Raw genomic sequence first — 25,403 nt, forward strand, 5'->3', positions numbered from 1 at the left:
CGCGCCCGAAGGCATCTTAGGATGTATGCGCTGCTGCTTGACAGATGGCGATAAAAGAAGCGGCATCTAAGGAAGCCCCGCCCACTAAAGCGCCATCTACATCTGGCATCGCAAAAAGCGCAGCTGCATTTTCAGGCTTGACACTGCCGCCATATAGTATACGTAATTGTTGAGCAATTGAAGGCTCTGACCAATGTGCAACTTGGTCACGAATTTCTGCATGGACTTGTTGAGCATATTCAGGTGTTGCAGTTAATCCTGTGCCTATTGCCCATACAGGTTCATAAGCAATCACGAGCGACTGCACCTCCTCAGGATTTAAGGCGCGTACCACACTGGTCACTTGCGCTCTGACAACCTCTAAACCTTGGCCTTTTTCGTATTCCTCAAGACTTTCACCCACACACAAAATGGGCGTAATGCGTGCGCTTAAGGCCGCTTGGCATTTGGCAAGTAAAAAAGTGTCGTCTTCAGCAAATAAGCTGCGGCGCTCTGAGTGGCCAACTAAGGCGTAGCTCACGCCAAATTCCTGCAACATGGGGGCGGCAATTTCCCCTGTGAAGGCACCTTGATTTTGTGGATGGAAATTTTGTGCGCCAAGTTGAATCGCACTTGCAGCCAAAAGGCTATGTGCTTGTGCAAGATAAATGCTTGGTGGACATACAAGCACTTCTAAGGCCTTAGTTTGCAAATCTGCGCAAGAAACTAAGGCGGTTAATAAGTCTGCATTCGCGCTGAGATGCCCATGCATTTTCCAGTTGCCAGCTACTAAGGGTGTGCGCATAAGTTGATCTTCCACCTATCAGCATCAATCTAGGGTGTCTTTTAGAGTGTCTGTTCGCCTAAAACACCTTGTGTATAAGGGGGTGCATGGTAGCCAAGTTCCCCTTGAAGCACAACTTTGTCCACTGTTTGCCTATGGAAGGTTTGCAAAATACCTCGGTTACAATTGTCTTGCCTGAGCAAATGCACTAAGAGGGTGCTTTATTCGGTGCGCTTATGGCGCTGCAATCGATGAAGCCGATGAGGGTGCGCTTTTTTGGTGCGCTAGTACAGCAAACTTGCTTACTGAAAGCGCAACCTGGCCAATTTAGCAAGGCACAGCGCTTTTTTTATAGAACAAAATAAACTTAATACTTTGATAAATAAGTTTTTTATTTTTTATGGCATATCTGGTGCATTAGCTGAGGTAAGGCGAACGGGGCAAAGTGATAGTCCCTGTTGTTGATTAAAAGCGTTGTTGTGAACGCCAGTCTGACTTTTCGTAGTTTGACATCCTCTAAATGATAAAAGGAGCCGCGGCATGAAGCTAATCACCGCAATTATTAAGCCCTTCAAACTCGATGATGTACGTGAATCCCTTTCAGAAATTGGGATTCAAGGCATTACAGTCACAGAAGTTAAAGGCTTTGGACGCCAAAAAGGCCATACAGAACTCTATCGTGGTGCTGAGTATGTCGTGGACTTTCTTCCTAAAGTGAAAATTGAAGTGGTGGTTAAAGCAGATCTTGTTGAACAAGTGATTGATGCCATTACTCAAGCAGCAAATACAGGCAAAATAGGTGACGGCAAAATTTTTGTCTCTCTGATTGAAGAAGCCATACGCATTCGCACCAGTGAACGTGGCAGTGATGCTGTATAAGCCAAAAAGCTCACGTCTTGAGTAACCGGAGGGTTAACGATGGAAGATCTTATCCAAGTTAAGTATGCACTTGATACCTTTTACTTTTTGATTTGTGGCGCTTTAGTCATGTGGATGGCTGCAGGCTTTGCCATGTTAGAAGCGGGTTTGGTGCGCGCTAAAAATACCACAGAGATTTTGTTAAAAAACATTTCTTTGTTTGCGATTGCCTGCACTATGTACTTGCTCGTTGGCTACCATATTATGTATTCCAGTGATGCTGGTGGCGTCTTACCGAGTTTTGGCTTTTTGCTAGGCGCGGAAAACACCACGGAAGCTGTGTTAGCCGGTGGCGAAGATGCACCTTATTACTCTGCTCGTTCAGACTTTTTCTTCCAAGTGGTCTTTGTTGCAACGGCGATGTCAATTGTCTCAGGTGCTGTCGCTGAGCGTATGAAATTATGGGCCTTTTTAGCTTTTGCTGTAGTGATGACTTCTGTGATTTACCCAGTAGAAGGCTACTGGAAATGGGGCGGTGGCTTCCTTGATGCTGCGGGCTTCAACGACTTTGCTGGTTCAGGCATTGTGCATATGGCAGGCGCTTCTGCCGCTTTAGCAGGCGTTCTCTTGCTGGGTGCGCGTAAAGGTAAATATGGCCCGAATGGTGAGATCTACGCGATTCCTGGTGCGAATTTGCCTTTGGCAACCTTGGGGACTTTTATTCTGTGGATGGGCTGGTTTGGCTTTAACGGTGGCTCTGAGTTAAAAGTTTCTGATGTGGTTGAAGCGAACGCAGTGGCTAACGTCTTTGTCAATACCAATGCGGCCGCAGCCGGTGGCGTTCTTTCGGCTATGTTGGTTGCGCGTTTCTTATTTAAGAAAGCGGATTTGACCATGGCACTTAACGGGGCTTTAGCTGGCTTGGTGGCCATTACCGCAGAACCTTTAACCCCAACCGCTTTAGGCGCAACCTTAATTGGGGCCTTCGGTGGTGCTTTGGTGGTCTTCTCTATTATCACCTTAGACAAGCTGAAAATTGATGATCCTGTCGGTGCCATCTCTGTGCATGGTGTGGTGGGTATCTGGGGCTTGTTGGCGGTACCTCTGACAAATACAGATGCAAGCTTTGGTGCTCAGCTTTTAGGTATCGCTTGTATCTTCGCGTGGACTTTCGGCGCTAGCTTGGTGGTCTGGGGTATCTTAAAAGCTGTGATGGGCTTACGTGTTAGTGAAGAAGATGAGTATACTGGGGTTGATTTAGCTGAATGTGGTATGGAAGCTTACCCTGAGTTTACTTCAACAAAATAAGTGAAATTCACTTATAAAGCCCAGCCTAGGCTGGGTTTTTTTATGCTTGTTAAGCTGCGTTGGGATACCAAGGACGCTTGCGGCCGTCTCTGGGCCGATTGGGGGAGTTAGGTGAGCTAGGATCATGCTCAGTTTGTTTAAACAAATAGGTTAAAATATGCTGATTAAAATCCCCATAAAGATCCTGTACGCCTTGAGTGCCAAAAATACGGTTAAATTCCAATAAGTAAGGATACTGGCCCAGCATAGCGACATCAAAACCTGCATGATCTATATCAAGCTGGGCACTGACACGTTCGACTAAATCGACCGCTGCTGTAGGTAAAGTACCTGCCATCACCTGCCCACCTTGCGCAATATTAGTGTGAAACCCACCTTCAGGTTGAATGCGCCAGTAACCACCCACCACTTTATGGCCAATCACAATCAGGCGTAAATCACGATCCAAAGGCAAATATTCTTGCGCATAAAGACAGGGGGTCATGGCAAGATAGGCTTGCCAATCGGCACGGGTTTCAATCAAAAAAACCCCTTGCCCGCGCGCACTTTTAGGAATTTTAGCCACAAAAGGCAAAGGCATTTGTTGCCAAATTAGCTCAGCATTTTCATCCGTATTGGCCTTGATTAAGGTAAAAGGCAAATGCTCAGGAGCACAGGCGCTAAAAGCCCGTGTCATTTCTATTTTGGAATGCCCAAGCGCATAGCTGGCATAGCTGGGAAAGATTCGAGCACCTAAAGCAAAATGCAGTGCAGGCAATTGCCAATACTCGGGAAAAAGTAACCAGTCAGCGTCTTGGATCGCTTCTAAATGGGCAAGGTACAGCTCTGGTTTAATATAAGTGTGAGCAGGAAAGTTAAGCGTGCGCAAAGCATCAAAAGAAATTAGCTTCATACAGGGAAGACACACTCAAAAAGGATTAACAAACCGCAGCTGCGGTGGTCCAAACAGAAATTGCGTATCATAGGGCGCAACTGGGCAGCGAACCTAGTGATTTTTGATGTATCTGATACCCCAAGTTTGGTTATTTCTTTTTTAGGATTTATGTATATGCTTATTTCTATTTCTCGCAAGCTTCCCCCCCTTGCTTTGGTGGCTTTGGCTGGATGGGCTCTACCTGCACAGGCGCAGTCTGTGCTCCCTGAACCCATTGCCCATTTAGTGAATCAGGGAATGCGTGTGGAGGAATCTTTTGCTGCTGCTTCCGGCTTGCAAGGTTGGGTGATGGCGTATGAGCAAGATTATAAAATTCTCTACACTACAGAAGATGGACAAACTTTGGTTGCTGGGCCTTTGTGGGATGCACGTGGACGGAATTTAAGCGAAGGCCACCAGCGTCAATATTTGCCTCAGCCTGCGTTTGCAGACTTGGCAGAATCCAGCTTTATTAGTGAAAAAACCAGTGCTGCCGAGCGCGCACAAGCCTTGGAAAAGGCAAAGAAAGATCCGAATCAGAATACGAGTGCTTTAGCTAAGATTGCACCTGAAACCCTCAAACCTGTGTATGTTTTTTTTGATGCCAATTGCCCTTTTTGTCACCTTGCTTGGCAGGCATTGCAACCCTATGTAGCGCTCGGCTTGGAAGTGCGTTGGATTCCGGTAGCTTATCTCAGACCCGATAGCCGTCAAAAAGCAGCCGCCATGCTCAGTGCTGCCAAGCCGTTAGAATTACTTCGTTTAAATATGCAGGAGTTTGGCAAGGCACCGAAAGCCTTATTAGAAGCGAAAGTGAATGATCAAGCGCGCCAAGCACTACAAGCTAATATGCAACTGATGCAAGATTTGGGCTTACAAGGTACCCCTGGGATTGTATGGCAGGATGCGCAAGGGCGTTTGCAACAGCAAGGTGGGATGCCCCGTTTATCACGCTTGCCTGAAATCACTGGATTGCCAGAACAAGCACAAAGTGCGCCTGAATTGGCACGTTTTCGCTAGTTAAACGGGAGGTGATATGGGCGAGGCCATTACATTAGGACCCTTAATGTTACCTTGGGAAAAAGTATTTTTTGTCCTCGGATTACTACTTGCCTTGGTTAGTACAGAAATTTTAGGCGCGCGTTTGGATCGGCGTTTTCTGCGCTGGAGCTATGGCGCACTGGCTTGTGCGCTTATCGCGGGGCGTTTGAGTTTTGCATGGGCACATTGGCCGAGTTTTGCTGCCGATCCTGTGAGTTTGTTATTTGTCTGGCAAGGCGGTATCCATTGGTGGGCGGCTTTCGCTGCAGCTGGATTATGGAGTGTGTATTATTGGCGGCCTTTATGGACTCGGCTTGCTTGGTCTGGTGTACCCATGATGTTATTTTTGGGCGTGTGGGGATTTGGCCAACTGAGTTTGTCCTCAACCCATCAAGGGCAGACCCTAGCAGAAAACTTACAAGTTTATGATTTACAAGGTAAAGCGACATCTTTAAATACCTTGGTCACCCAAGCGGCTAAGCCGACAGTCGTGAATCTTTGGGCCACTTGGTGCGGGCCTTGTCGTCGAGAAATGCCCTTGCTGGCAGAGCTAAGCCAGCATCCTAAAATCCAAATTATTACTGTCAACCAAGGCGAATCTCAAACCCAAGTGCTTGATTTTTTGCAGCAACAGGCTTTAGAAATTCAACCTTGGTTTGATCCACAACAAAATCTCTTGCACGCCTTTAATGCTCCTGGTTTACCTATGACCTTATTTTTTAATGCGCAAGGTCAGCAGGTGGACCGACATTTAGGCGAACTATCACGTGTGCATCTGGATACTTTTATCCGTGAATATGCACAGACTCAAGATTGAACCAGTTGCCAAACACTTTGTAATTGTCCCCAAAACCCTTGCGGTGAGGGGGCATGCCAAGCTAAAGCTGCAACGATTAAAAGAAGAAAAATCGAATTAAGTGGGCGCCGATAATCCCAAAGTTTTAATGCAGTGCCAAAAGAGCGTTTAATACGAATATTAGTGAGATCCACACTATAGATTTCATCTAATAATAAATGAATTGTAAAACCAATAAATACAGCAGCCCCCTGCCACCAAGCGGCAACGGCCTCAAGTGCCAATATATAATAAGCACCTAAGACTTGTAATAAAGCAAATAAAGCACCTGCAAGTAATGAATGGAAAATACCTCGATGTGCGGTAAAGCGGCTAAAAACTTGTTTTGCACCATAAGCAACACTGACAAAAGCGGCGCTTAAAATCATGGCTTGTTGCCATAAAGGCCAGGTGCGTACCGCCTCAAAGAGCAAAAGCACTGTGATTAAAGCAAGTGCTGTAAATAACCAAGTGACGACTTTGGAACTTTTGGAATCAATATCTGGTAATAAGCCGCCTAAGGTGGTTAATAACCAAGCAGTGAACGCCGCATCCAAATCCATCACCCCAAGAGCATGTCCTGAGAGTGCCACTAGACCGCCACCTAAGGCAGCCACTGAAAGATGCGTATTAAAATTTGCCATAGTGCCTTTTCACCTTTCCTTCTCACCGTAAAAGCCGCGCGTCAATCTTAGCAAGCAAAGCAGACAAGTGCGCTAAGGTTAAGATACGCCTAGGTTGGCCGATACCTTGTCTAATCCTTGCTCAAGTGATTTTGTCTCACCCGCTTGGGCAAATGGCTACCCGCTTATAGGCCGCTGCGCGTTGGCTGAAATATTCAAGATTACACGAGGATACCCCATGTCAAGCTTACTCAATATAGGGCTGTCGGGTGTAGCTGCTAACCAAGCACGCTTATCGACCACAGGACATAATATCACTAATGTGGACACGGACGGTTACAGCCGTCAGCAAGTGATCACAGTCACGCGCGATCCGCAAAATTACGGCTTTGGGTATCTCGGCAAAGGCGTGGGCATGGATGGCGTGCGCCGTATGGCGAACGAATATGTGTCCGAGCAGTTGCGTATGGATACCAGTAATGCGAAAGAAATAGATATTTTTACGCAGCAAATTAGCCAAATTGATGACTTGTTAGCCAGTGCAGATACTGGAATTGGCCAAGGGATTTCTAGTTTTTTTAATGCGGTACAAACCGCCGCTAATAATCCTTCTTCTGAGCCGGAACGTCAATTGGTGGTGAGCCAAGCAGAAGGCTTAATTCACCGGATGGAAGAAGTGCATACGCGTTTGATTCAGCAAACCGAAGGTATTAATACACAAATTACCAGTATGACCAATAAGGTGAACGAGCTGGCACGTGGAATTGCGGATTTGAATGCGGCCATTAGCCAAGTGTACGCAGTGAATCAGCAGCAGCCCAATGATTTGCTGGATAAACGTGATGAGAAATTACGTGAGTTAAGTGAATTAGTGCGCGTGGATGTCTATGAGCAGGACGATAAAAGCATCAATGTGACTGTGGGTATGGGGCAAGCTTTGGTGTTAGGCGACCAAACCAATCAGTTGCAATTTAGCCGTGGTGCGGCTGATCCTTCGCGCTATGAGATCGAATTGGTGACCAATTACCGTACCATTCCAGTGACTAACTCCATTGTCGGTGGCCAGCTGGGTGGCTTGGTGAAGGTTCGCGAAGAAGTTATAGATCCGACGATTAATGCAGTTGGGCGTTTGGCGATTAGTATTTCAGAAACCTTCAACCATCTGCATCAACAAGGGATGGATTTAAACAATGATTTGGGCCGGAATTTCTTTACGGATTTAAATCATGAAGATATTCAGCGGGCACGTGTGTTTGGTTATGACACGAATCGGGGTAAACCGGCACCAGATATTTTAGTAGAAGTCACTGATTCCTCTTTATTAACAGATAAAGATTATGAATTGCGTGCAATTAATCCACCAGAACAATTTCAGCTTTATGATAAAAGAAATGGCCAGCGGATTAATGCAAGTTATAACTATATTCAAGATACCACTAGTATTCCCACAGTGAAGAAACTGGAGATTGAAGCGGATGGTTTAAAAATCACCATTAATAGTACGCTCAATGGGGCTGCAGGGAATGACAAATATCTGATCTCCCCAACGCGTTCAGCAGCAGACGATATTGATTTAGCGATTGAAACCACAGATGAGTTAGCGCTCGCTTTACCTTTAAGGGTAGAAGCGAACCAAAGTAACGTGGGCACAGGTGCGGTCGATTTGGTAGATATGCAAGATATCCATCAGCTGGATGCCACAGGATTTGATGATGAGCCGATTGATAATTTCTCGATTCCTGGCAAGATCAAGCAGCCGTTAATGATACGTTTTGTGGACGAAACCCATTATGAAATTCTTGATGCGAATAATCCAAGTGCTGGACCCATAGTGACAGAAGATGGCACCGTATTGGAGAATCTAGAATTTATTCCAGGAACACAAAATAAGGTTTTACCAGAAGCCGGCGAGCCGGGTTATTTTGGTTACCAAATTACTTTAAGTGGACGCCCAGCAACTGGGGACACTTTTAGTATTGATTATAACCAGGACGGGGTTTCTGATAACCGGAATGGTCTGCGTCTTGCGGAACTGGCAAATGCACGCACTATGGATAATCAAGTCACTTATCAGCAAAGCTATTCTAAGCTCGTTGAGCGTATTGGTTTGCGTACCAGTGAAGCGCGTATCGAAAGCGAAACCGACACGAAAATTCTGCAACAAACGCAAGCGCTGCGCGAATCTTATGCTGGGGTCAATATGAACGAAGAAGCTGCCAACTTGCTGCGTTTTCAACAGGCATATTCTGCCTCAGCGCGCTTGATTACCACAGCTAAAGAAATGTTCGATACTTTATTGAGCTCAGTTGGCCGTTAATTTAGGAGTAAGCGTCCATGCGTTTATCAACGTATCAGATTCAGCAGTACAGTGTGAATAATTTTATGCAACAGCAGTCTGAGCTGACCAAGACTTATCGCCAGATTAGCTCAGGCAAAGAAGTGCTCACACCTTCAGATGATCCAGTCGCATCGACACAAATTCTTAACTTAAACAGTCAGTTAAGAGCTAATACCCAGTATACGACTAATGTGAATTATCTGAATAAAAACCTCAGGCAAGAGGATGCGGTGCTCTCTAGTGTGATTGATAATTTGCAGCGTGTGCGTGAGCTTACGGTACAAGCAAACAATGATACTTATGATAGCGCCCAACGCGGCGATATTGGTAAGGAAATCAACCAATTGCTTGAGGAATTGCATAGCCTGCTCAATAGCAAAAATGAAGGTGGTGAGTTTATTTTTGCTGGTACCAAGGGAGCAACAGAACCTTTTGCAAAGCGTTTAGATGGCACTTTTGAATATCAGGGAGATAGTGTCGAGCGGACTGTGCAAATTAGCGATAGCGTGTTTGTAAAATCTGTAGACGCAGGCCGAGATTTGTTCACAGATGCACGCGTTGATGAAAAAGTCATCCAAGGCCGCGTGAGTAACCAAAATGTTGGCGAAGCGGAAATTGTCAAACTCAGTGTGATTAATCGACAAACACTAGAAGATGCCACTGTCGTCCCAGGGAAGCGTAAAATTATTTACCGTACGGAAGATACCAGTGTGTCTCCTGCGATTCCGGCGAATTACTCTGTCATTAATTTAGCCACAGGCAAGGAAGTCCCTGCGGTTGTGGCACCAAGTGGTAAAAGTCTCACCTTTGAAGGCATGGAACTCCAGCTAGATGCTTTACCAGCCGATGGTGATAGTTTTGAGGTGGATGTCTTCGGTGGTGGTGCAGTCAAAACCTTTGCCGCGCAAGTTGATGGACAATTACAGGTTGCAGGAAGCCGGATTGAAGATCAAACCAAGCTGCAAAGTTTGGTCACTGCCGATAATGGCGGTTGGACCAATGGCGACTATCGTCTTACCCATAGTGCTGGGGTTTGGAGTGCCGAACGCTATGACTTTAGTACGGATACTTGGGCTGCAGACCCTAGTTTAAATATCTCTATGAGTGGCCAGCAAGTGACGCTAGAAAATGCTGGCGGCGATGCTTTGGCCAGTGTGGAACTGAACCAAGCGCCTGCGAATAACGAGCAAATTACCCTTAAACTGCGCAATCAACCAGGGCTTAAGGAAAAACAAATCAGCGCCGAGGAAGCTGTGCTGAGAGTAACAGGGCAAAGTATTGTTGGCTCACGCGATTTGACCATGCTGGAAGGTCAGTATGAGCTAACGAATAATGGTGCAGGTGCTTTTGTCCTCAAAGATCCTTATGGGCAGGAAGTGACAGGTTTTAGCACGGATCAAACGAATAATTTGGTCTCTTTTGGTGGCGAAACCTTTACAGTGGCAAACTGGCCTGTGGCAGGGACAAGTAGCCAGTTTGAGGTTCGCTCTGCCTCTGAGCAGTTTATCAACGCTTTACCTGGGGCTTATAACCTGACTTATAATGATGCGAACTCGGATGGGATTGTCGATGCCGGCGAGCTGACTTTGACCGACCCAGCAGGCAAGGTACGCCATGATGTCACTTGGGATGCAGGAAACAATACGCTAGGCTTTTTAGGAATGCAGGTCGAATTGAGTGGCCCTATCACAGATGGAACCTCACTCAGTGTTGATCTAACGGAAGAAGATTATGGTCAAGGCAAAAAGGATTTACTTAATATTGTCCGCGATTTAAATTCGACCTTAGGTAATTTTACCGGATCCGATGCAGATAAAGCGCTAGTGAGTAACACACTCACCTACATTGATAATGCAATTGAGCAAGTATTGCGCACGCAAACGGATGTAGGCGCACGCTTAAATACAGTGGAACGTATTGAATCTGCCAACGAAGAAGAAGAGTTATTTATTAAAAATAACCTCTCCCAATTAGAAGACTTGGATTATGGGTCTGCAATTACACGCTTTAAAATGCAAGATGCGGCATTACAGGCAGCACAACAAAGCTATGTTCAATTAACGCAAACGAATTTATTTGATTATATTTAAACAAGAACACGCCTCGCCTCAGCCGGTGAGGTGTGTTAGTTTTAATCCTTGGGATGCCTTCACTCTAGATAGGAAGCTTTATGCGTGATCCACAGGAAACTTGGGATTTGTTGGCCCACCAACTCAATGCGTTAGAAAGCCTTGCAGAGCAAGAGGATTGGGATGCTTTGCGCACACAAGTAGAAATCTTTTATGAGGAAGTACGCAATTTAATGCGTCAGCCACCGGATGTTGCTTTAATGCAAACTTGGCAGCCTCAAGTGCCTGAGCGTTTAGCACGTTTGCAAGCATTGATTGATAAAAGTCGTCATGCCAAAAAAGATACTCAAGCGCAACTTTTGAAGATGCAACGCGGTCAGAAACTTATTCGCCGTTATTATCAATAAATTAAATTTGATCCTCTATCCTATTTTGGATCTGATATATTTATGCCTTGTTGCGCTTATATTATAGCGCCTTACTAGGGAGACATGTCTTATGCTCCTATCTGAACTCCAGATTGCCGTAAATGAAGTGATAGAACAACTCGCAGAAAGCCTCAGCTTTATCGAGCATAACAAGGCACGTTTGCAACCTGAGACCTATGCTCAGCTTGCTCCCTTATTAAGGCAGCGTCAGCAAAATTTAGCGCGTTTAACGCTTTATGCTCGTGAGCATTTGCGCACACGTCCGCGGGCACCTGATTTAGAACGTGAGGATTTAGAAACTTTAGTCAGCCATCTAAAAGCTTTATTTGGTAGCCCGCAGCAAGCTGTTTTGCAAGAATTTTATACTTATCAAAATAATATCAATCAGGCATTAGTTGTTTTAAATCAAGAGCTTACTTCAGAAATTCGCTCACAAAACATAGAATTGATGCAGATGCTGCAACATTTGGAAACAGAAAAAACCCAAATGCAAGCCTTTCTCGCTGGAACTTTAGCGAGTTGTGAGACCCTAAACTAATGCAAGGATGCCGGTGGTTCCGATCCAGACCACCGTGCAGAGCTTACAGCAGGCAGCCATTACAGCCCTTATATTTTTAAGGGCTGTTTTTTTGTCTACTTTCTGGCGGTATGTTTTCGGATGATTTTATTTCTAAGGAAGATTCGTCTTCAGAAATAGTAATGGGTACAGGCTCACCGAGAAAATAAGGTTGTCTTGACCAGAGATATAAATCACCAAACATGGCCGTGCGTGCAGCAATCTCTCTTAGCATCACAGGCCACCATTGCGCCCGTGGCGGATCTTGGGCGGCACAACCTTGCGCATCCAGACCTAGTTGACGCGCAATAAATAAGGCTCGAGGTAGGTGATAAGCCTGAGTGACTAACAGCATACGCTCGAGTTGAAATACTTCGCGGGCACGCGCTAAAGTATCAAAGGTGCTAAAACCTGCATAGTCTAACGTCATCGCATGACGGGGTATGCCTAATGTCTGCAGGTCTTTCCACATGGTGATAGGTTCGTTGTAGTAACGGGTGTGGTTATCCCCACTGACTAACAAATGTTTGATGCGTCCTTGATGCCACAAGGTGGCAGCTAATTGTAAGCGGTATTTGTAGTGCAAATTATCGCTACCACCACGCAGAAATTTGGATGTTCCGAAAATAACACCTACAGCTGAAGCTTGACATTGCTTTGGGTCTGTTTGCCAGTCTGTCTGCGTGACTACAATGAGCCAAACATTCAAGCATACCACCCCTAAAAGGGCTAACAGGCTTAATACTAGCCCCCAAGGTATGATGAGCTTGAATAAGGCCCAAGCTTTCAAAAAACAAAGTTGTGCTATAGGCTTCACACTTGGCGGCTTTCCTTAAAGTCAGTCAGATAACCGTTTAGGTTTCTTTTGCTTGATCGCCTACTTGAATACGACCATCGAAAATACGTATTGGATAAGTTTCTAGATCTTCATATGCAGGAGGAGAGGTCACTGCACCTGTTTTTAAACAAAAGCGCGCGCCATGGCGTGGGCAAATAATTTCGTTATTTTGAATACAGGCGCCTTCTAAGCTACCGCGATCATGGGTACAAGTATTTTCTACTGCATATAAATTGCCATCAATATTGGCGACAAGCACCTCAACATCTGCAAGTTCACAAATAACATATTCGCCCAAAGCTATAGAGTTTTCGCGTGCAACATCATGCCATTGCATAGTTTATCCTCTAATAAATCATATCCAAAAAGTCAGGCGCACAAATCCAGTGCATTTTTCATCAAAACGCTCGCAAATCATAGGGGTTTGATGCAAGTGTCTGTTTTTAGGTAGCGGCTACTCTAGCACAAAAATCGCTTTCTCCTAGAGATAGGCGTGATACCTTGATATGCATAGATAAAATTTTAACGAAAACATGAGATACAAATAAAAAATAGGCCTAATTCTTGCTTTCTATTGTTTTTACGTATACAGGCTTGCTTGGCTTAATAAAATCTGTTTGCTTAGCGCTAGATCAAGAGATCACGAAGGAAGTCGCAATCTAGTGTTGCGAATCATAACCAAGTGACTATAATCCGATGCCAGTATTTGCATGTGCTGCATATGCGAAATGTACTAAGCAAAATGTGAAGCTGTCATGGGCTTGTCAAGATGCCTAGTTAATCTAGTTTGCAATGCGGCAGTGAATGAATGCGGTAATAAATTATGAGGGACCGCCTCCCTCGGACTCGCGCCATGCCATCATTTTATTCTTTAGGGTAAATTCGGGTGGTATTTGTTTTCATTAGCTCAAGCCACTAGGAAAAAGCAAGATGAAAGCATATTGCCTTACGTTGGCTGGCGTTTTAAAGTAGTCTTCGCGACTGTTTGAAGTGTAACTGCTAGGTTCAATGAACCCCGGTTTGTCATCGGTGCTTCAGAAACCCGATTCTGCGCCACGCAGAGCGAATCAACAGAACCAAAGGAAAATTGCAATGAAAAAAACGCTGTTAGCGACTGCTATCGCTGGTGTAATGGCTGCTACTTCCGCCCAAGCTGCCACTATCGTTAAAAATGAAACCACAAAAATGGATCTGTACGGTAACATCCAGTTGGTTTACTCCAACACGGATCCAGAAGTAGGTGAGAGCAAATCTGAACTAGCTGATAACGGTTCTACCTTGGGTGTTAAAGGTGAGCACAGCTTCGGCAACGGCTTGACTGGTTTCTTCAAGGCTGAGTTCGAGTTTGATGCGGACGAGCAAAAAGACAACGAATCTAAAAACGGTTTGGAAGACGGTGACCAAGCTTATATCGGTGTGAAAGGCGCATTCGGTAAAGTACAAGTAGGTTCTTTCGACACTATCTACAACAATGCGATTCAAGACGGTGTAGATCCTTCTGAAGTAGAAGCCCCAAGCGGCGCAATGAATACGCGTGAAGGCGATACCATTGCTTATTTCTCTCCAAGCTTTAACGGTCTGCAAGTACAACTTGCTGCCCAAGTGAAAGGCGATGGCGAAGACTTTGGTTCTGCTGACGAGCGTGCAACTGAAGACGGCACTGCAGTAGAAGCGGTTGTTAAGTACGAAATGGGCGGCATGTATGTTGCTGCGGGTTACGACAACAACGAAAACCGTGACAAAGAAAACACTTATGGTTTAGCTGCTGGCTACACTATGGGTGCTTTAGGTCTGAATGCTAAGTTTGAGCGCCACGAAGCGCCAAACGGTGCTGACGACACAGATTATATGGCGCTAGGTGCTATGTACAACTATGGTGCCGGTTCTATGTACGGTACTTTCCAGCAGGTTGATCAAGGCAACACAGATTTCAACGAAATCCTGTTGGGTGCTAACTACAACCTAGGCGAAAACTTCTACGTATACGTAGAATACTTCGACCAAGAAGATGACCATGACACCACTTCTTTAGGTGCTGTGTACAGCTTCTAAGCGCTGATGCTTAACGCTAAGTAGCACGCACTTTATTGTTTGCTACGAGCGTATGTCCCGAAATTGAGAAGCCAATCCTAGTTTAGGGTTGGCTTTTCTGCGTTTTGCTACTGTGAGATAACATTGTGAGCCTGCAGCAAGATAGAATTTTTTCTGGGTTAGCCCCTAAGTTTGCACGCAATATTTATGCTTCGAGCAAAGGTGAGCTGCGTTTGCAAATCGTGAAACAGCGTATGCAAGCGGAATTGCCCTTAAATACCAATAAACCACTAAAAATCTTGGATTTAGGTGCAGGTTTAGGGCATATAGCAGCTTGGCTAGATGCCCTAGGCCATGAAGTGACTTTGGTGGAACCCGCTGAAGATATGCTCGCAAAAGCGCGTCAACAACATCCTTGGCAAGCAGCAAGCTTTTATTGTACGGATATTCAAGGCTTTGTACCTTATGCACAAGCACAATGTTGGCAATATGACTTGATCGTGTGTCACGCTGTCTTGGAATGGCTAGCTGAGCCACAAGTGACCTTACAGCAAGCTCTGCCCCTTATGGCAGCGCAAGGCTATCTTTCGTTAATGTTTTTTAACCGTAATGCCTTATTATTTTCTAATATTGTGAAGGGGAATTATCAAAAAGCATGGCAGGAAAAACTTGCTGGTTCGGGTCGGCGTCAACGTTTAACGCCGACACATCCGCAAGAGCCGCAAGAGGTACTGGCTTGGTTAGCTGCTTGGGAGCTAGATATTCTAGGGGTAACTGGTGTACGTGTGTTTCACGATTATTTACGCCATAAACAACCAACACCAGAGGAATTAGCACAGGTATATGCTTTGGAAGAAAAATACTGCCAACAAGAGCCTTTTTGGCGTTTAGGGCGCTATGTACACGTTAGCGCCCGCCATCCTTAGATTTATTTAGCGCGGTAGATGATGCCAGGACGGCACTGCACCATTTCGTATAGCTCTGGCATATTGGATAAGGCTTCAGAAGCCCCTAAAAAGAGGTAGCCGCCAGGCTTTAAGGTGCCGTGGATACGCTGTAAAATATCCCGCTTAAGCTCAGCAGAGAAGTAGATCAGAACATTACGGCAAAAAACTACATCAAACTTGCCTAGCAACGAATAAGAATGCAGCAAGTTTAATAAGCGAAACTCAACACGGCGCTGGATATTCGCTTTAATTTGCCAACGCCCTGCGGCTGTTTGATCAAAATATTTAGTTAGCTTATCTTGTGAGAGCCCGCGTCCAATCGCCAGCATTTCATATTCGCCCTTACGTGCACTATTGAGCACAGAAGCGGCAATATCCGTTGCTACAATACGCTCGCCTGCCCGTAAGCTGCCAAGATGCTTTTGTTTATATTCCTCTAATACCATAGAAATGGAATAGGGTTCTTGTCCTGTAGAACAAGCAGCGGACCAGATGCGTAAAGGTTGCGCACCTAATTTAGGCGCGAGTTCAGGCAAGACCTTATGTTCGAGGATATTAAAAGGGTGAATATCCCTGAACCATAAGGTTTCATTGGTAGTCATGGCATCAACCACGATCTCGCGTAAGGGAGAACGTGGATTACGTTGTAATTCTTGCACAAGTTCACTTAAGGAAGATAAGCGATTTTGCGCCATAATTTTGCCAAGGCGGCTACTGACAAGATATTGCTTGTTATCTCCTAAGAGAATACCGCAAGCATCTTGCAGAAACTTACGAAAGGCTTCGTAATCGTGCTGCGAATAAGCTTGTTTATAGGACATCATCCCTTGAACCATCTGCTGGGTTAGGTACTGCTTTTTTGCGCTGGCAAAATGCAACCTAAATCTAAGAAGACTAACGCGATTTGCGCCTATGATACCCTAGTTTGCGTGTATGACTACTTTACTAGGGATTTTTATTATTTATGCATCCTGTGGAATCCCTTCAAGCTGGCGAATACGGTCCAAAACATGATTAGCAAGCTCGTCTGCATCGTATTTGGCAAGAAAATAATCCGCACCTACTTTTTTAACCATGGCTTCATTGAAAATGCCGCTAAGTGAGGAATGCAAAAGTACCGGCAAAGTTTGCATTTGCGGATGGCGTTTTATTTTTGCAGTCAAGGTATAGCCATCCATCTCGGGCATTTCAATATCAGAAATCAGCATTAAAAACTCTTGGTTAATATCTATCCCTTCTTGGATAAGATTTTCTAAAAATTCGAGCGCCTCTTTGCCATTAGACAAACTCGTTCGCTGGATACCAATTTCGTCTAGGCAACGTTCAACTTGATGACGTGCTACAGAGGAATCATCAACGAGTAAAATATGGTAACGTGGTGCGACCGCGCGAATTTGTTCACCAATCACACCTTCAGAAATGCGCCCTTCAATTGGATTGACCGTATCAATGATTTTTTCAACATCAATAATTTCGATGAGCTCGCCTTTCACCTCGGTGACCGCACTGAGGTAATTATTACGGCCTACACCTTCAGGCGGTGGATGCACATCAGCCCAATCCACATTAATAATACGATCTACCGCTTGTACTAAAAAACCCTGGATACGTCGGTTGTACTCAGTAATGATGACCACATGGGTACGTGGGTTTTCCATTGCTGGTTGGCGAATGGCCATCCCCATATCTATGATAGAGATAGTCCCGTCGCGTACATGAGCAACACCACGCACAATGGGATTATGATTTGGAATAGCAGTTAATGGCGGGCAAGGGATAATTTCCTTCACTTTAAAAACATTGATACCATACAGCTGCTTGCCTCTTAAGCGAAACAGGAGTAGCTCCATGCGGTTGCCACCAACAAGGCGGGCACGTCTGGAAAGTTTACCTGCTGAATCAGACATAAGATAAATGTCCCTAGTTATTAAATTCACCCAGAGTCTAGCTACACGATAGAAGGCACCTTAAATCTATACGTGCATGTTACAAGTCAGTATAAATAGGCCTTGCATTAGCAAGATGACTATACCTGACTATAAGCCTTGAACCCAACTATAAGCGTACATAAATTTTTTGATTATCGAGCGATCACTCACCTTAGGATTAACCCATTGGAAAGCTAAATGTTTTGTTTATCCGCGAAAAGTGTCAAAAGATGGTATCATCTTGTGTTCTTACTGAGTCTAGGTTTTGCCAGTGTTTGGGCACAAGCGGCTAACAGTATAGAAATGGAAATTTCTACACCCACAGATAGCGAGCGTATTTTAGAAGAATTAAACTTCTTTATTAAAGAAGCATTAGAGCAAAAAAAACAAGCTTACCCAGAACGTGAATATAATTTCAAAATCAGTGGGTTAAATAGTCGTTTATCTTTTGATCCTTGTTTAGATCGTTTAACGATTAACAATCAACAGGACAAGTGGCAAGGGCGTACCACCTTTAAAGTGGGCTGTCCCAATGCAAGTTGGTCTGTGTATGTAAGCGTTTATATTCAGGCGTTAGCCCCTGTGGTCGTGGCGAAACGCTCCTTGCCTAAACAAACTTTGTTAACTGAAGAACATCTTGCTCGCCGTATGCAAGATCTGAACCGTTTGCGTCATGGATATTTTACCCAGATTGCAGATGCTGTGGGATTAAAAACACGTTATCCCATAGGTGAAGGTGATGTGCTTAAAGCGGTGCAATTAGAACGCCCTTTGGTCGTAGAAAAGGGTGATAGGGTCACCATCCTAGCACGCAATGCTTTATTAGAAGTTAAAATGAAAGGCGAAGCTTTAGAAGATGGTTACTTAAATGAACAAATTCAGGTGAAAAACCTCAATTCTGGTCGTATAATTAGGGCCTTTATTCGTAGCCCCGGTGTGGTAGAAGTTATTTTATAAAGCATCTGGATTTACATTTGGTTACGTAAAGTCAAGTTTTGCAGGATTTAAGCGAAAGATAAGGCAGTAAAATCGCTTGATGACGTAAAAATATATGATTTAAGTTTTCACCTTGTACGCCGATATAGGCAGTAACTGTGATCGATTCAATGCTTCTTAAATATCTGGGGTAAGGTTATGGCTATTGACTTCTATGGTCTGAGCAACACACAGCTGAATACACGCATACGCAGTGTATCAGCAAGTGATGCTGTCGGACATAAGCAGGCAACTGCTCCCTCCTCCCCAAGCGCCAGCCAAGTGGTTGATCGTGTTGAACTCAGCCAGGAGGCACGTAACCTTGCGGCGCTGGGGCGTAGCGAGGGAAGCAAAGAAACCTTTAACGAGGCTAAAGTGCAAGCAATACGCTCTGCTTTAGCAGATGGCAGTTATCAAGTCGACTATCAAAAACTTGCCGCGAACCTCGTAGGCTTTGAGTCTCAGTTGGAGGCCTAAGCACTAAAGGATGAGTGCGCCTGAACCTCAGATAGTCGATTCTACTTAAGTATAGGTTTTACGATGTGCTCCTTGGTAGCCTACCTAGACGATGCTCGCAGCATCTTTTGGGTGGGCTATTTTTTGTGGGACTATCTTTTTTCTAATCACACGACTGAATAGGCATAGAACTTATGGCAGCTCAGCAAACAGGGTCTCACCCCTCTAAAGTGAATGAAAAACTGCAAAAAGTGCTCGCACGTTCGGGGTTGGGTTCACGTCGTGAGGTGGAGACTTGGATTAGTGCCGGAGAGATCGAAGTAAATGGCCAAGTAGCAACCTTGGGCGATCGTATTACTGAGGAAGATCAGGTCAGTGTGAAAGGGCGTCGCGTCAAACTAAAATGGCCTGAGCAAATACAGCGCCGTGTACTTATGTACAATAAACAAGAAGGTGAGCTGGTGACCCGCAAAGATCCCGAAGGCCGCCGGACCGTGTTTGATGCGTTGCCACGTTTACAAGCAGAACGCTGGATTGCGATTGGACGCCTAGATATTAATACCAGTGGTTTACTACTATTTACTAATGATGGCGAGTTAGCTAACCGTTTGATGCATCCTTCCATGCAAGTTGAACGTGAATACGCAGTGCGTGTGATGGGCGAAGTGACGGACGAAATGCTGCAGCGATTACAAGAAGGCGTGATGTTGGAAGATGGCCTAGCACGTTTTACTCGGGTGCAAGCTGTAGGCGGTGAAGGAATGAATACTTGGTTTCATGTGGTCTTAGCGGAAGGACGTAATCGCGAAGTGCGGCGTTTGTGGGAATCTCAAGGCGTGATGGTCAGTCGTCTAAAACGCGTACGTTATGCAAATGTGATTTTGGGGCGTGGTTTAAAGCTAGGCCAATGGGCGGAGTTGAGCTTAGAGGAAACTAACTCGTTGGCGCAGTTAGTGGGACTGACGCCAACTCAGGTAAAAGAAGTCCATGTAAAACGACGTGCACGACCTGCGTTACACTCTTTAGCTGCTGAAAAATCACCGCGAAATACGGGTAAAAACTCAGGTATACGAAAAAAACCTAAAAAATAACTTGCATCTTTGGCTCAATTGGTTATTATACGCCCCGCGTTTAGGGGGTTGTTAGCTCAGTCGGTAGAGCAGTTGGCTTTTAACCAATTGGTCATAGGTTCGAATCCTATACAACCCACCAAATTGCCTTAGGGTCGTTAGCTCAGTCGGTAGAGCAGTTGGCTTTTAACCAATTGGTCATAGGTTCGAATCCTATACGACCCACCAAATTCTTGAAAAGCCGAGTATTTATATACTCGGCTTTTTGCTGTTTGTATACTCAACCCATCCTTGCCTTATTATTCTAGATGGCCTTTTGAACAGGCTTTATTCAAGTGACATTAGGAAAGAAATTGCAAGTAAATGTAATATTTGCACTTTTTTTGCTATAGATCAATTCATTCGCAAGGCAAAGTCGATTCAATCGGTCATTACGACTTTTTTGTGCGTAAGGCCGTCGCTTTATGTATCCCAAGTGATATGTATCAAGGGATATTTTCGAATTGAGGCCCTTTATTGACTCAGACAACGCAAGGAGTTGCGACCCCCTATGGTTGAACGCAGCAAGATTTTGTATGAAGACGATCAACACCAATACATTTGGTTTGGCTGGGAAGCTCCAGAGGAAGAAGAGAGTCTGGTGCAATCGAACCAAGTTTTGGTGATGAACGGCAATAACGGCTATTTATTTGATCCAGGTGGGGCCTTTATTTTCTCTGAAGTTGCAGACGAAATTAGCAAATATATTAATTTAGATAATATCCGCTATATTTTGGCAACTCACCAAGATCCTGATGTGCTTTCCTCGATTACACTTTGGTTAAAAGCAACACGCGCTAATTTACTAGTCTCTCGTCTTTGGGTGCGTTTTGTTTCCCACTTTGGGTTTAGTGATCCGTCACGTTTAATCCCCATCCCTGATCGTGGGCAGCAGGTCAAATTACCAAGTGGTGATGCTATTTTGATGTTGCCATCGCATTTTTTACATAGTGAAGGCAATTTCAGTTTTTATGATACGCGCTCACGTATTTTATTTTCTGGTGATATAGGCGCGGCTGTGTTTCCCAAAGGTGAGCGTTATCTGATGATGGATAATTGGGAAAAACATAAAGGCTATATGGAAGGCTTTCACCGGCGTTATATGAGTAATAACGCGGCCTTGCGCCAGTGGGTACACATGGTGCGTCAATATCCGGTGGAAATGATCGTACCTCAGCATGGTGCTATCATCCCTAAAGAGCATATTCCGGCATTTTTAGGATGGTTAGAGCAACTACAGTGTGGTACGGATCTTTTAGATCAGTTCTATGGAATGCATTCCAACGCACAACACCCTTAGGTCAGTAAGGCAAGCCGGTATTTTGAGAGCGAATCAGTGGTTTTTAAAAATATCTGGCTAGCTTGGCCTAAAATTTGCCTAAACGTTGAGGATCAACACAGGGATTTCGGCCCTGCTGTGAATTAAGGCCATCAAGGAGTCTAGTCTATGCAAGATACGATAACAAAAACACCTAAGCTGGAAGACAGCCGTATCCTCTACGAAGATGATGAGCACCAGTATATTTGGTTTGGTTGGGAGGAGGAAGAAGGTACAGAATCCTTTGTGCAAACCAACCAGTGTTTGATCCTCAATCATGATCAAGGCTATTTTTTTGATCCGGGTGGGACTTATGTTTTCCACCATGTATTAGAAAATATTGCTCGCTATGTGAATCCGCGCCAACTGCGTTACATCATTGCCACGCACCAAGATCCAGATGTATGTTCCTCGATTCCTTATTGGATGAAAGCCACGGATGCAGAGCTATTAATTTCACGCCTATGGCTGCATTTTGTTTCCCACTTTGGCTTAGAAGATGTCAGCCGTGTGCTTCCTGTTCCTGATGGTGGGGTACGTATTAAGCTCAATAGTGGTGATGAGTTATTAATGATTCCTGCGCATTTTTTGCATAGTGAGGGCAATTTTTGTATCTATGATTCACGCTCGCAAATTTTGTTTTCCGGTGATATAGGTGCAGCGATTTTTCCACATGGCGAGCGTTATTTATTTGTCGAAGATTTCCAGCAGCATCTACACTATTGCGCAGGTTTTCATAAGCGCTATATGCATAGTAACCGCTTATGCCGTATGTGGGCGGAACGAGTTGCAAAATTGCCTATCCGCATGATAGTGCCGCAACATGGTGCAATTTATGCCGGTGAGCAAGTCGGGCAGTTTTTGAGTTGGTTCCGCGACCTAAAATGTGGCGGAGACTATGCAGAACAAATTTATGCTAATGAAAGATTTTAAATAATGCATGGTTAAAGTGCCCTACTGAAATCATGAAAAAGGGCACTTCTAGAGAAGACCTCGTTTACGGGGGAATCTACGAAGAATAAAGTGCTCCATGGGTAATACAAAGGATTGAACCATCATGATGCTGCGTGATTTTGAACTCACTGCGTTGCGCGATGAAGATATAGTCTTAAATGAACCTGTTGCTTGGTCAATTTATGATGAATTCGGTAAATTATTACTGACTAAAGGCACAGTCGTGCGTTCTGAACGCCAACGCGAAATCTTGCTCAAAGTCGGCTTATATGCACGTGAAATTCTCCCAGATCCTAAAGACTTAATTCCTAAACCTGTTCATTATCGGCGCAAAGTAAATCCTTTTGCTGAGTTTGATGAGCTTTGCTTAAAACTTGAAGAAGTCTTTAAATATATTGAAGAAAAAGATACACCGCCTGAAGGGGCAGTACAAAAAAGAATCTTCGATATTTGTACGCATATTCAGGGGCTTTGTTATTATGACGCGGATGCTTTATTAGGTGCAGTGCATTTATCTGATAATTATCCCTATCATATCCATCACCCAATGCAAATGGCCGTACTGGCAGAGCTGATTGCGGCCCGATTGGAGTTAGAACAAGAAGAACGTTTGGCATTACTTGCGGCAAGTTTAACTTGTAACATTGCTATGAATCCTTACCAGTGCAAATTGCATATGCAACGCAATCCACTTAATGAGCAGCAACGTCGTGTGATTAATAAACATCCACAGCAAAGCGTTGCTATCTTGCGTAAGGCAGGAGTGGAAAATGATCTCTGGTTAGAGCTGATACTACAACACCATGAAAAGCTTGATGGTACTGGTTATCCGCGAGGGCTATCTGGGGATGATGTTTTGGTAAAAGCGCGTATTATCGCATTAACAGATGTTTATACCGCCATGATTACCCCGCGTCCTTATCGTCAAGCCATTGGCCATCGCCTTTCCCTAAGAGAGCTTTTTATTAAGCGTGGCCAAGTATATGATGAGAAACTCACTATGTTGTTTCTACAAGAGCTGGGCTTATACCCACCAGGCGTTTATGTCCGTCTAGAAAATGGTGAGCTTGCGGTTGTGGTTGGGCGGACAGATGATCCTAAATCTCCTTTAGTGGCAAGTATTCGTAAACCAGATGGCGATTTGTTTTTATCACCTCGTCGTCGTAACACCAGTACAGAAGGCTTTAATATTCAAGCTGCTGTCACTGAGCGGTTAAAAATCAATCCCGCCTTGCTATGGGGCATTGGCGCGATAGAAATTCGTCACATGGCAGAAGCCTAATTAAATAATTGCTAATAAGTGAATATGCATAGGAATACTAGATAATAAGCTGATTTCTGATAGATGAAACGGCTTTTATCTAGCCCTTGATCTAAATAAAGTATATCCTTTGATTTGACTCAAAGGATGAGACTTGCTCTATTTGTACTTCTTTTCTAAAGGCCAACCCACCCAACAAGCTTGGCACTCTTCTTTGAGGTACTTCCTATGCTTTATACTTGGTGTGCACGTGTTATTAATCGTTTATTAGGTCTATTTGGCCTTAAAACACTAAATAGCCAATTTATCTTTTCTTATGCATTAATTTTTTTATTAGCGGCAACTTCTGGTATCGCCCTTTATTTAAGTATGTCAATTAATCCGCAAACAATTAATATTGCGGGACGCCAGCGTATGCTCAGCCAAAAAATGGCCAAAGAAGCTTTGTTAGTGGCTGTCAATATAGAAAATACCAGTAATTTACAAGCTACCATGCAAATGTTTGATCGTTCGCATCAAGATATTATTCAAGGCAATACGCAGCAAGGAATGAACCCGATAACAGATGAGGACATTCTACAACAAATGGCGGTAGTGGGGCGCTTATGGCAGGATTATCGCGAGCTGCTGCTTGCTTATGTGCAGGCGCCTTCGGATCAAGGTCAGCAACAAATTTTTCGCGAATCTCCCCGAATTCTTAAAGAAATGAATACAGCTGTAGTTATGATGACGGAGGCAGCTAATGCGATTATGCGCACACAATTGCTACTTGCGTTTGCTTGTGTGCTAAGTATTTTAGTTCTGGTGGTACTTGGGCGTGCTTTTGGAATGCGTTTACTCATGGATAAAATCGAAGAGTTGCGCCATGCCATGGCGGCTGTGGGACAGGGCGATTTTCAGCAGCGTTTGCGTGTTGAGTATGCAGAAAACGAAATTGGTCAGATGTTTCAAGCCTATAACCAGATGGTAACTCAGGTTGCGGATATGTTGCGCGCTGTCAATGAGGTTGCTGTGCGTACACAATCCCATGTGCAGCAGGTGGTACAAGCCACTCAGCACACGGAAGCCGGCGTAGCACAGCAATATGCGGATATTGATCAGGTTGCGAGTGCCATGACACAAATGAGTGCAACGATCCAAGAAGTTGCACGTCATGCGGTAGCAGCGGCAGATTCTGCACAGAAAGCAGACCAAGAAGCAAGCCAAGGGGAAGAGGTGGTGAAAAGCACCGCAACTTATATTCGAGAACTGGGAGCACAATTGGAAAATACGGCGCAAACCTTATACCAGTTAGAACAAGAAACGAGTAAAGTCGGCCTTGTGCTTGAGGTGATCACAGGGATTGCAGAACAGACGAATTTATTAGCTTTAAATGCTGCTATTGAAGCAGCGCGCGCTGGTGAGCAAGGACGAGGTTTTGCGGTTGTCGCAGATGAAGTCCGTACCCTCGCTGGGCGAACGCAAAGCTCCATCCAAGAAATCAGCCAAACAATTCAAAGTCTGCAAATGCAATCTAAAGCTGCGGTCACTTCGATGTCACACAGCTCAGAACAGGCGCAAGCGAATCAAGGTCTAACTACACAAGCCCAGGCTGCCATTCATGCTTTGGTTGCAGAGGTAGATGCGATGGCACAAATGAATGAGCAAATTGCTGCCGCAGCTGAACAGCAAACGCAGGCAGCAGATGAAATAGATGCGCGTGTGGTGCACATTTCCGAGCTGGCGCATAAAACGCGCTTGGATGCGGGGGATGTGGTCAAAGCAACCCAAGGAATAGAACAAGAAATACAGCAATTAGCCCGACTTATCAGTCAGTTCCGTACTTAAGCACCTAAGACTTTTGTTTAATCAGCA

24 protein-coding genes and 2 tRNA genes are annotated in these 25,403 nt (G+C 44.7%); 19 read left to right on the top strand and 7 right to left on the bottom strand.

What is annotated here, in order from left to right:
• Nucleotides 1-16 precede the first annotated feature (16 nt).
• Complete coding sequence (gene tpiA, locus BMX05_RS02430) at nucleotides 17-784, bottom strand: triose-phosphate isomerase (protein ID WP_093308379.1); 768 nt, start codon at nucleotides 782-784, stop codon at nucleotides 17-19.
• A gap of 519 nt (nucleotides 785-1,303) precedes the next feature.
• Here tpiA and BMX05_RS02435 point away from each other — a divergent pair.
• Together BMX05_RS02435 and BMX05_RS02440 are read left to right on the top strand one after the other, a co-directional pair.
• Nucleotides 1,304-1,642, top strand: coding sequence for a P-II family nitrogen regulator (locus tag BMX05_RS02435; RefSeq protein ID WP_093308380.1), 339 nt, complete (start codon nucleotides 1,304-1,306; stop codon nucleotides 1,640-1,642).
• 39 nt (nucleotides 1,643-1,681) lie between these two features.
• On the top strand, nucleotides 1,682-2,929 hold the full coding sequence (locus BMX05_RS02440; protein WP_093308381.1) for an ammonium transporter: 1,248 nt from the start codon (nucleotides 1,682-1,684) through the stop codon (nucleotides 2,927-2,929).
• Nucleotides 2,930-2,978: 49 nt separating this feature from the next.
• Here the strand turns inward: BMX05_RS02440 and BMX05_RS02445 are convergent, their stop codons facing one another.
• Complete coding sequence (locus BMX05_RS02445; RefSeq protein ID WP_093308382.1) at nucleotides 2,979-3,821, bottom strand: ATP-grasp domain-containing protein; 843 nt, start codon at nucleotides 3,819-3,821, stop codon at nucleotides 2,979-2,981.
• A 156-nt stretch (nucleotides 3,822-3,977) separates the two neighbouring features.
• Here BMX05_RS02445 and dsbG point away from each other — a divergent pair, with 156 nt between their 5' ends.
• Together dsbG and BMX05_RS02455 are read left to right on the top strand one after the other, a co-directional pair.
• Nucleotides 3,978-4,862: a thiol:disulfide interchange protein DsbG gene (gene dsbG, locus BMX05_RS02450; protein WP_177166751.1), complete on the top strand. Its 885-nt coding sequence runs from the start codon at nucleotides 3,978-3,980 to the stop codon at nucleotides 4,860-4,862.
• A 16-nt stretch (nucleotides 4,863-4,878) separates the two neighbouring features.
• Nucleotides 4,879-5,700, top strand: a complete 822-nt coding sequence (locus tag BMX05_RS02455) for a TlpA disulfide reductase family protein (protein WP_093308384.1) — start codon at nucleotides 4,879-4,881, stop codon at nucleotides 5,698-5,700.
• Here the strand turns inward: BMX05_RS02455 and BMX05_RS02460 are convergent.
• Nucleotides 5,691-6,362, bottom strand: a complete 672-nt coding sequence (locus tag BMX05_RS02460; RefSeq protein WP_093308385.1) for a metal-dependent hydrolase — start codon at nucleotides 6,360-6,362, stop codon at nucleotides 5,691-5,693. The genes BMX05_RS02455 and BMX05_RS02460 overlap by 10 nt on opposite strands.
• A 217-nt stretch (nucleotides 6,363-6,579) precedes the next feature.
• Here BMX05_RS02460 and flgK point away from each other — a divergent pair, with 217 nt between their 5' ends.
• From flgK to BMX05_RS02480, 4 genes are all read left to right on the top strand, one after another.
• A complete protein-coding gene (gene flgK / locus BMX05_RS02465; protein ID WP_093308386.1) occupies nucleotides 6,580-8,658 on the top strand; it encodes a flagellar hook-associated protein FlgK in 2,079 nt (692 codons plus the stop codon).
• A 17-nt stretch (nucleotides 8,659-8,675) separates the two neighbouring features.
• Nucleotides 8,676-10,769 carry a flagellar hook-associated protein FlgL gene (gene flgL / locus BMX05_RS02470; protein WP_093308387.1) on the top strand — a complete coding sequence of 698 codons (2,094 nt, stop codon included), beginning with the start codon at nucleotides 8,676-8,678 and terminating at the stop codon, nucleotides 10,767-10,769.
• Nucleotides 10,770-10,849: 80 nt separating this feature from the next.
• Nucleotides 10,850-11,155, top strand: coding sequence for a hypothetical protein (locus BMX05_RS02475; RefSeq protein ID WP_093308388.1), 306 nt, complete (start codon nucleotides 10,850-10,852; stop codon nucleotides 11,153-11,155).
• Nucleotides 11,156-11,246: 91 nt separating this feature from the next.
• Entirely contained in the window at nucleotides 11,247-11,714 is a 468-nt protein-coding gene (locus tag BMX05_RS02480; RefSeq protein ID WP_093308389.1) for a hypothetical protein, read from the top strand.
• 76 nt (nucleotides 11,715-11,790) lie between these two features.
• Here the strand turns inward: BMX05_RS02480 and BMX05_RS02485 are convergent, their stop codons facing one another.
• Nucleotides 11,791-12,450 (bottom strand): SanA/YdcF family protein, encoded by a 660-nt coding sequence (locus BMX05_RS02485; RefSeq protein ID WP_245710425.1) that lies wholly within the window; start codon nucleotides 12,448-12,450, stop codon nucleotides 11,791-11,793.
• A gap of 136 nt (nucleotides 12,451-12,586) precedes the next feature.
• Nucleotides 12,587-12,907: a Rieske (2Fe-2S) protein gene (locus BMX05_RS02490; protein ID WP_093308390.1), complete on the bottom strand. Its 321-nt coding sequence runs from the start codon at nucleotides 12,905-12,907 to the stop codon at nucleotides 12,587-12,589.
• A 755-nt stretch (nucleotides 12,908-13,662) separates the two neighbouring features.
• Here BMX05_RS02490 and BMX05_RS02495 point away from each other — a divergent pair.
• Nucleotides 13,663-14,622 carry a porin gene (locus BMX05_RS02495; protein ID WP_177166752.1) on the top strand — a complete coding sequence of 320 codons (960 nt, stop codon included), beginning with the start codon at nucleotides 13,663-13,665 and terminating at the stop codon, nucleotides 14,620-14,622.
• Between the two features lie 125 nt (nucleotides 14,623-14,747).
• Nucleotides 14,748-15,527 (top strand): methyltransferase domain-containing protein, encoded by a 780-nt coding sequence (locus BMX05_RS02500; RefSeq protein WP_093308392.1) that lies wholly within the window; start codon nucleotides 14,748-14,750, stop codon nucleotides 15,525-15,527.
• 2 nt (nucleotides 15,528-15,529) lie between these two features.
• On the opposite strand, the gene BMX05_RS02505 is transcribed toward BMX05_RS02500, so the two are convergent.
• Both BMX05_RS02505 and BMX05_RS02510 read right to left on the bottom strand, forming a co-directional pair.
• A complete protein-coding gene (locus BMX05_RS02505; protein WP_218138967.1) occupies nucleotides 15,530-16,372 on the bottom strand; it encodes a CheR family methyltransferase in 843 nt (280 codons plus the stop codon).
• A 138-nt stretch (nucleotides 16,373-16,510) separates the two neighbouring features.
• Nucleotides 16,511-17,455, bottom strand: coding sequence for a chemotaxis protein CheV (locus tag BMX05_RS02510; protein ID WP_093308393.1), 945 nt, complete (start codon nucleotides 17,453-17,455; stop codon nucleotides 16,511-16,513).
• A 264-nt stretch (nucleotides 17,456-17,719) separates the two neighbouring features.
• Here BMX05_RS02510 and flgA point away from each other — a divergent pair, with 264 nt between their 5' ends.
• From flgA to BMX05_RS02555, 9 genes are all read left to right on the top strand, one after another.
• On the top strand, nucleotides 17,720-18,433 hold the full coding sequence (gene flgA / locus BMX05_RS02515) for a flagellar basal body P-ring formation chaperone FlgA (RefSeq protein WP_177166753.1): 714 nt from the start codon (nucleotides 17,720-17,722) through the stop codon (nucleotides 18,431-18,433).
• 177 nt (nucleotides 18,434-18,610) lie between these two features.
• Nucleotides 18,611-18,928 (top strand): flagellar biosynthesis anti-sigma factor FlgM, encoded by a 318-nt coding sequence (gene flgM, locus BMX05_RS02520; RefSeq protein WP_093308395.1) that lies wholly within the window; start codon nucleotides 18,611-18,613, stop codon nucleotides 18,926-18,928.
• Between the two features lie 173 nt (nucleotides 18,929-19,101).
• A complete protein-coding gene (gene rluB / locus BMX05_RS02525; protein ID WP_093308396.1) occupies nucleotides 19,102-19,998 on the top strand; it encodes a 23S rRNA pseudouridine(2605) synthase RluB in 897 nt (298 codons plus the stop codon).
• Nucleotides 19,999-20,043: 45 nt separating this feature from the next.
• Nucleotides 20,044-20,119 (top strand) — tRNA-Lys (locus tag BMX05_RS02530).
• 10 nt (nucleotides 20,120-20,129) lie between these two features.
• Nucleotides 20,130-20,205, top strand: a tRNA-Lys gene (locus BMX05_RS02535).
• A gap of 322 nt (nucleotides 20,206-20,527) precedes the next feature.
• Nucleotides 20,528-21,316, top strand: a complete 789-nt coding sequence (locus BMX05_RS02540) for an oxygen-binding di-iron domain-containing protein (RefSeq protein ID WP_093308397.1) — start codon at nucleotides 20,528-20,530, stop codon at nucleotides 21,314-21,316.
• A 147-nt stretch (nucleotides 21,317-21,463) separates the two neighbouring features.
• Nucleotides 21,464-22,267, top strand: a complete 804-nt coding sequence (locus BMX05_RS02545; protein WP_093308398.1) for an oxygen-binding di-iron domain-containing protein — start codon at nucleotides 21,464-21,466, stop codon at nucleotides 22,265-22,267.
• 124 nt (nucleotides 22,268-22,391) lie between these two features.
• Nucleotides 22,392-23,570: an HD-GYP domain-containing protein gene (locus BMX05_RS02550; RefSeq protein WP_093308399.1), complete on the top strand. Its 1,179-nt coding sequence runs from the start codon at nucleotides 22,392-22,394 to the stop codon at nucleotides 23,568-23,570.
• Nucleotides 23,571-23,777: 207 nt separating this feature from the next.
• The gene (locus tag BMX05_RS02555) at nucleotides 23,778-25,376 is read left to right on the top strand and encodes a methyl-accepting chemotaxis protein (RefSeq protein ID WP_093308400.1); all 1,599 of its coding nucleotides are present in this window, start codon (nucleotides 23,778-23,780) and stop codon (nucleotides 25,374-25,376) included.
• The last annotated feature ends 27 nt before the right edge of the window (nucleotides 25,377-25,403 follow it).

The sequence above is a fragment of the Allopseudospirillum japonicum genome (assembly GCF_900108915.1).
In the GTDB taxonomy this organism is placed as follows: Bacteria; Pseudomonadota; Gammaproteobacteria; order Pseudomonadales; family Halomonadaceae; genus Pseudospirillum; species Pseudospirillum japonicum.

Excerpts from the sequence above, each read along its gene's own strand:
- flgK (WP_093308386.1), top strand. The coding sequence starts at position 6,580 with ATGTCAAGCTTACTCAATATAGGGCTGTCGGGTGTAGCTGCTAACCAA.
- BMX05_RS02440 (WP_093308381.1), top strand. The coding sequence starts at position 1,682 with ATGGAAGATCTTATCCAAGTTAAGTATGCACTTGATACCTTTTACTTT.
- BMX05_RS02480 (WP_093308389.1), top strand. The coding sequence starts at position 11,247 with ATGCTCCTATCTGAACTCCAGATTGCCGTAAATGAAGTGATAGAACAA.
- flgM (WP_093308395.1), top strand. The coding sequence starts at position 18,611 with ATGGCTATTGACTTCTATGGTCTGAGCAACACACAGCTGAATACACGC.
- BMX05_RS02490 (WP_093308390.1), bottom strand. The coding sequence starts at position 12,907 with ATGCAATGGCATGATGTTGCACGCGAAAACTCTATAGCTTTGGGCGAA.
- BMX05_RS02475 (WP_093308388.1), top strand. The coding sequence starts at position 10,850 with ATGCGTGATCCACAGGAAACTTGGGATTTGTTGGCCCACCAACTCAAT.
- BMX05_RS02455 (WP_093308384.1), top strand. The coding sequence starts at position 4,879 with ATGGGCGAGGCCATTACATTAGGACCCTTAATGTTACCTTGGGAAAAA.
- BMX05_RS02545 (WP_093308398.1), top strand. The coding sequence starts at position 21,464 with ATGCAAGATACGATAACAAAAACACCTAAGCTGGAAGACAGCCGTATC.
- BMX05_RS02445 (WP_093308382.1), bottom strand. The coding sequence starts at position 3,821 with ATGAAGCTAATTTCTTTTGATGCTTTGCGCACGCTTAACTTTCCTGCT.
- BMX05_RS02550 (WP_093308399.1), top strand. The coding sequence starts at position 22,392 with ATGATGCTGCGTGATTTTGAACTCACTGCGTTGCGCGATGAAGATATA.
- BMX05_RS02510 (WP_093308393.1), bottom strand. The coding sequence starts at position 17,455 with ATGTCTGATTCAGCAGGTAAACTTTCCAGACGTGCCCGCCTTGTTGGT.
- BMX05_RS02555 (WP_093308400.1), top strand. The coding sequence starts at position 23,778 with ATGCTTTATACTTGGTGTGCACGTGTTATTAATCGTTTATTAGGTCTA.
- BMX05_RS02505 (WP_218138967.1), bottom strand. The coding sequence starts at position 16,372 with ATGATGTCCTATAAACAAGCTTATTCGCAGCACGATTACGAAGCCTTT.
- BMX05_RS02540 (WP_093308397.1), top strand. The coding sequence starts at position 20,528 with ATGGTTGAACGCAGCAAGATTTTGTATGAAGACGATCAACACCAATAC.
- flgL (WP_093308387.1), top strand. The coding sequence starts at position 8,676 with ATGCGTTTATCAACGTATCAGATTCAGCAGTACAGTGTGAATAATTTT.
- dsbG (WP_177166751.1), top strand. The coding sequence starts at position 3,978 with ATGCTTATTTCTATTTCTCGCAAGCTTCCCCCCCTTGCTTTGGTGGCT.
- rluB (WP_093308396.1), top strand. The coding sequence starts at position 19,102 with ATGGCAGCTCAGCAAACAGGGTCTCACCCCTCTAAAGTGAATGAAAAA.
- tpiA (WP_093308379.1), bottom strand. The coding sequence starts at position 784 with ATGCGCACACCCTTAGTAGCTGGCAACTGGAAAATGCATGGGCATCTC.
- BMX05_RS02460 (WP_093308385.1), bottom strand. The coding sequence starts at position 6,362 with ATGGCAAATTTTAATACGCATCTTTCAGTGGCTGCCTTAGGTGGCGGT.
- BMX05_RS02495 (WP_177166752.1), top strand. The coding sequence starts at position 13,663 with ATGAAAAAAACGCTGTTAGCGACTGCTATCGCTGGTGTAATGGCTGCT.
- BMX05_RS02435 (WP_093308380.1), top strand. The coding sequence starts at position 1,304 with ATGAAGCTAATCACCGCAATTATTAAGCCCTTCAAACTCGATGATGTA.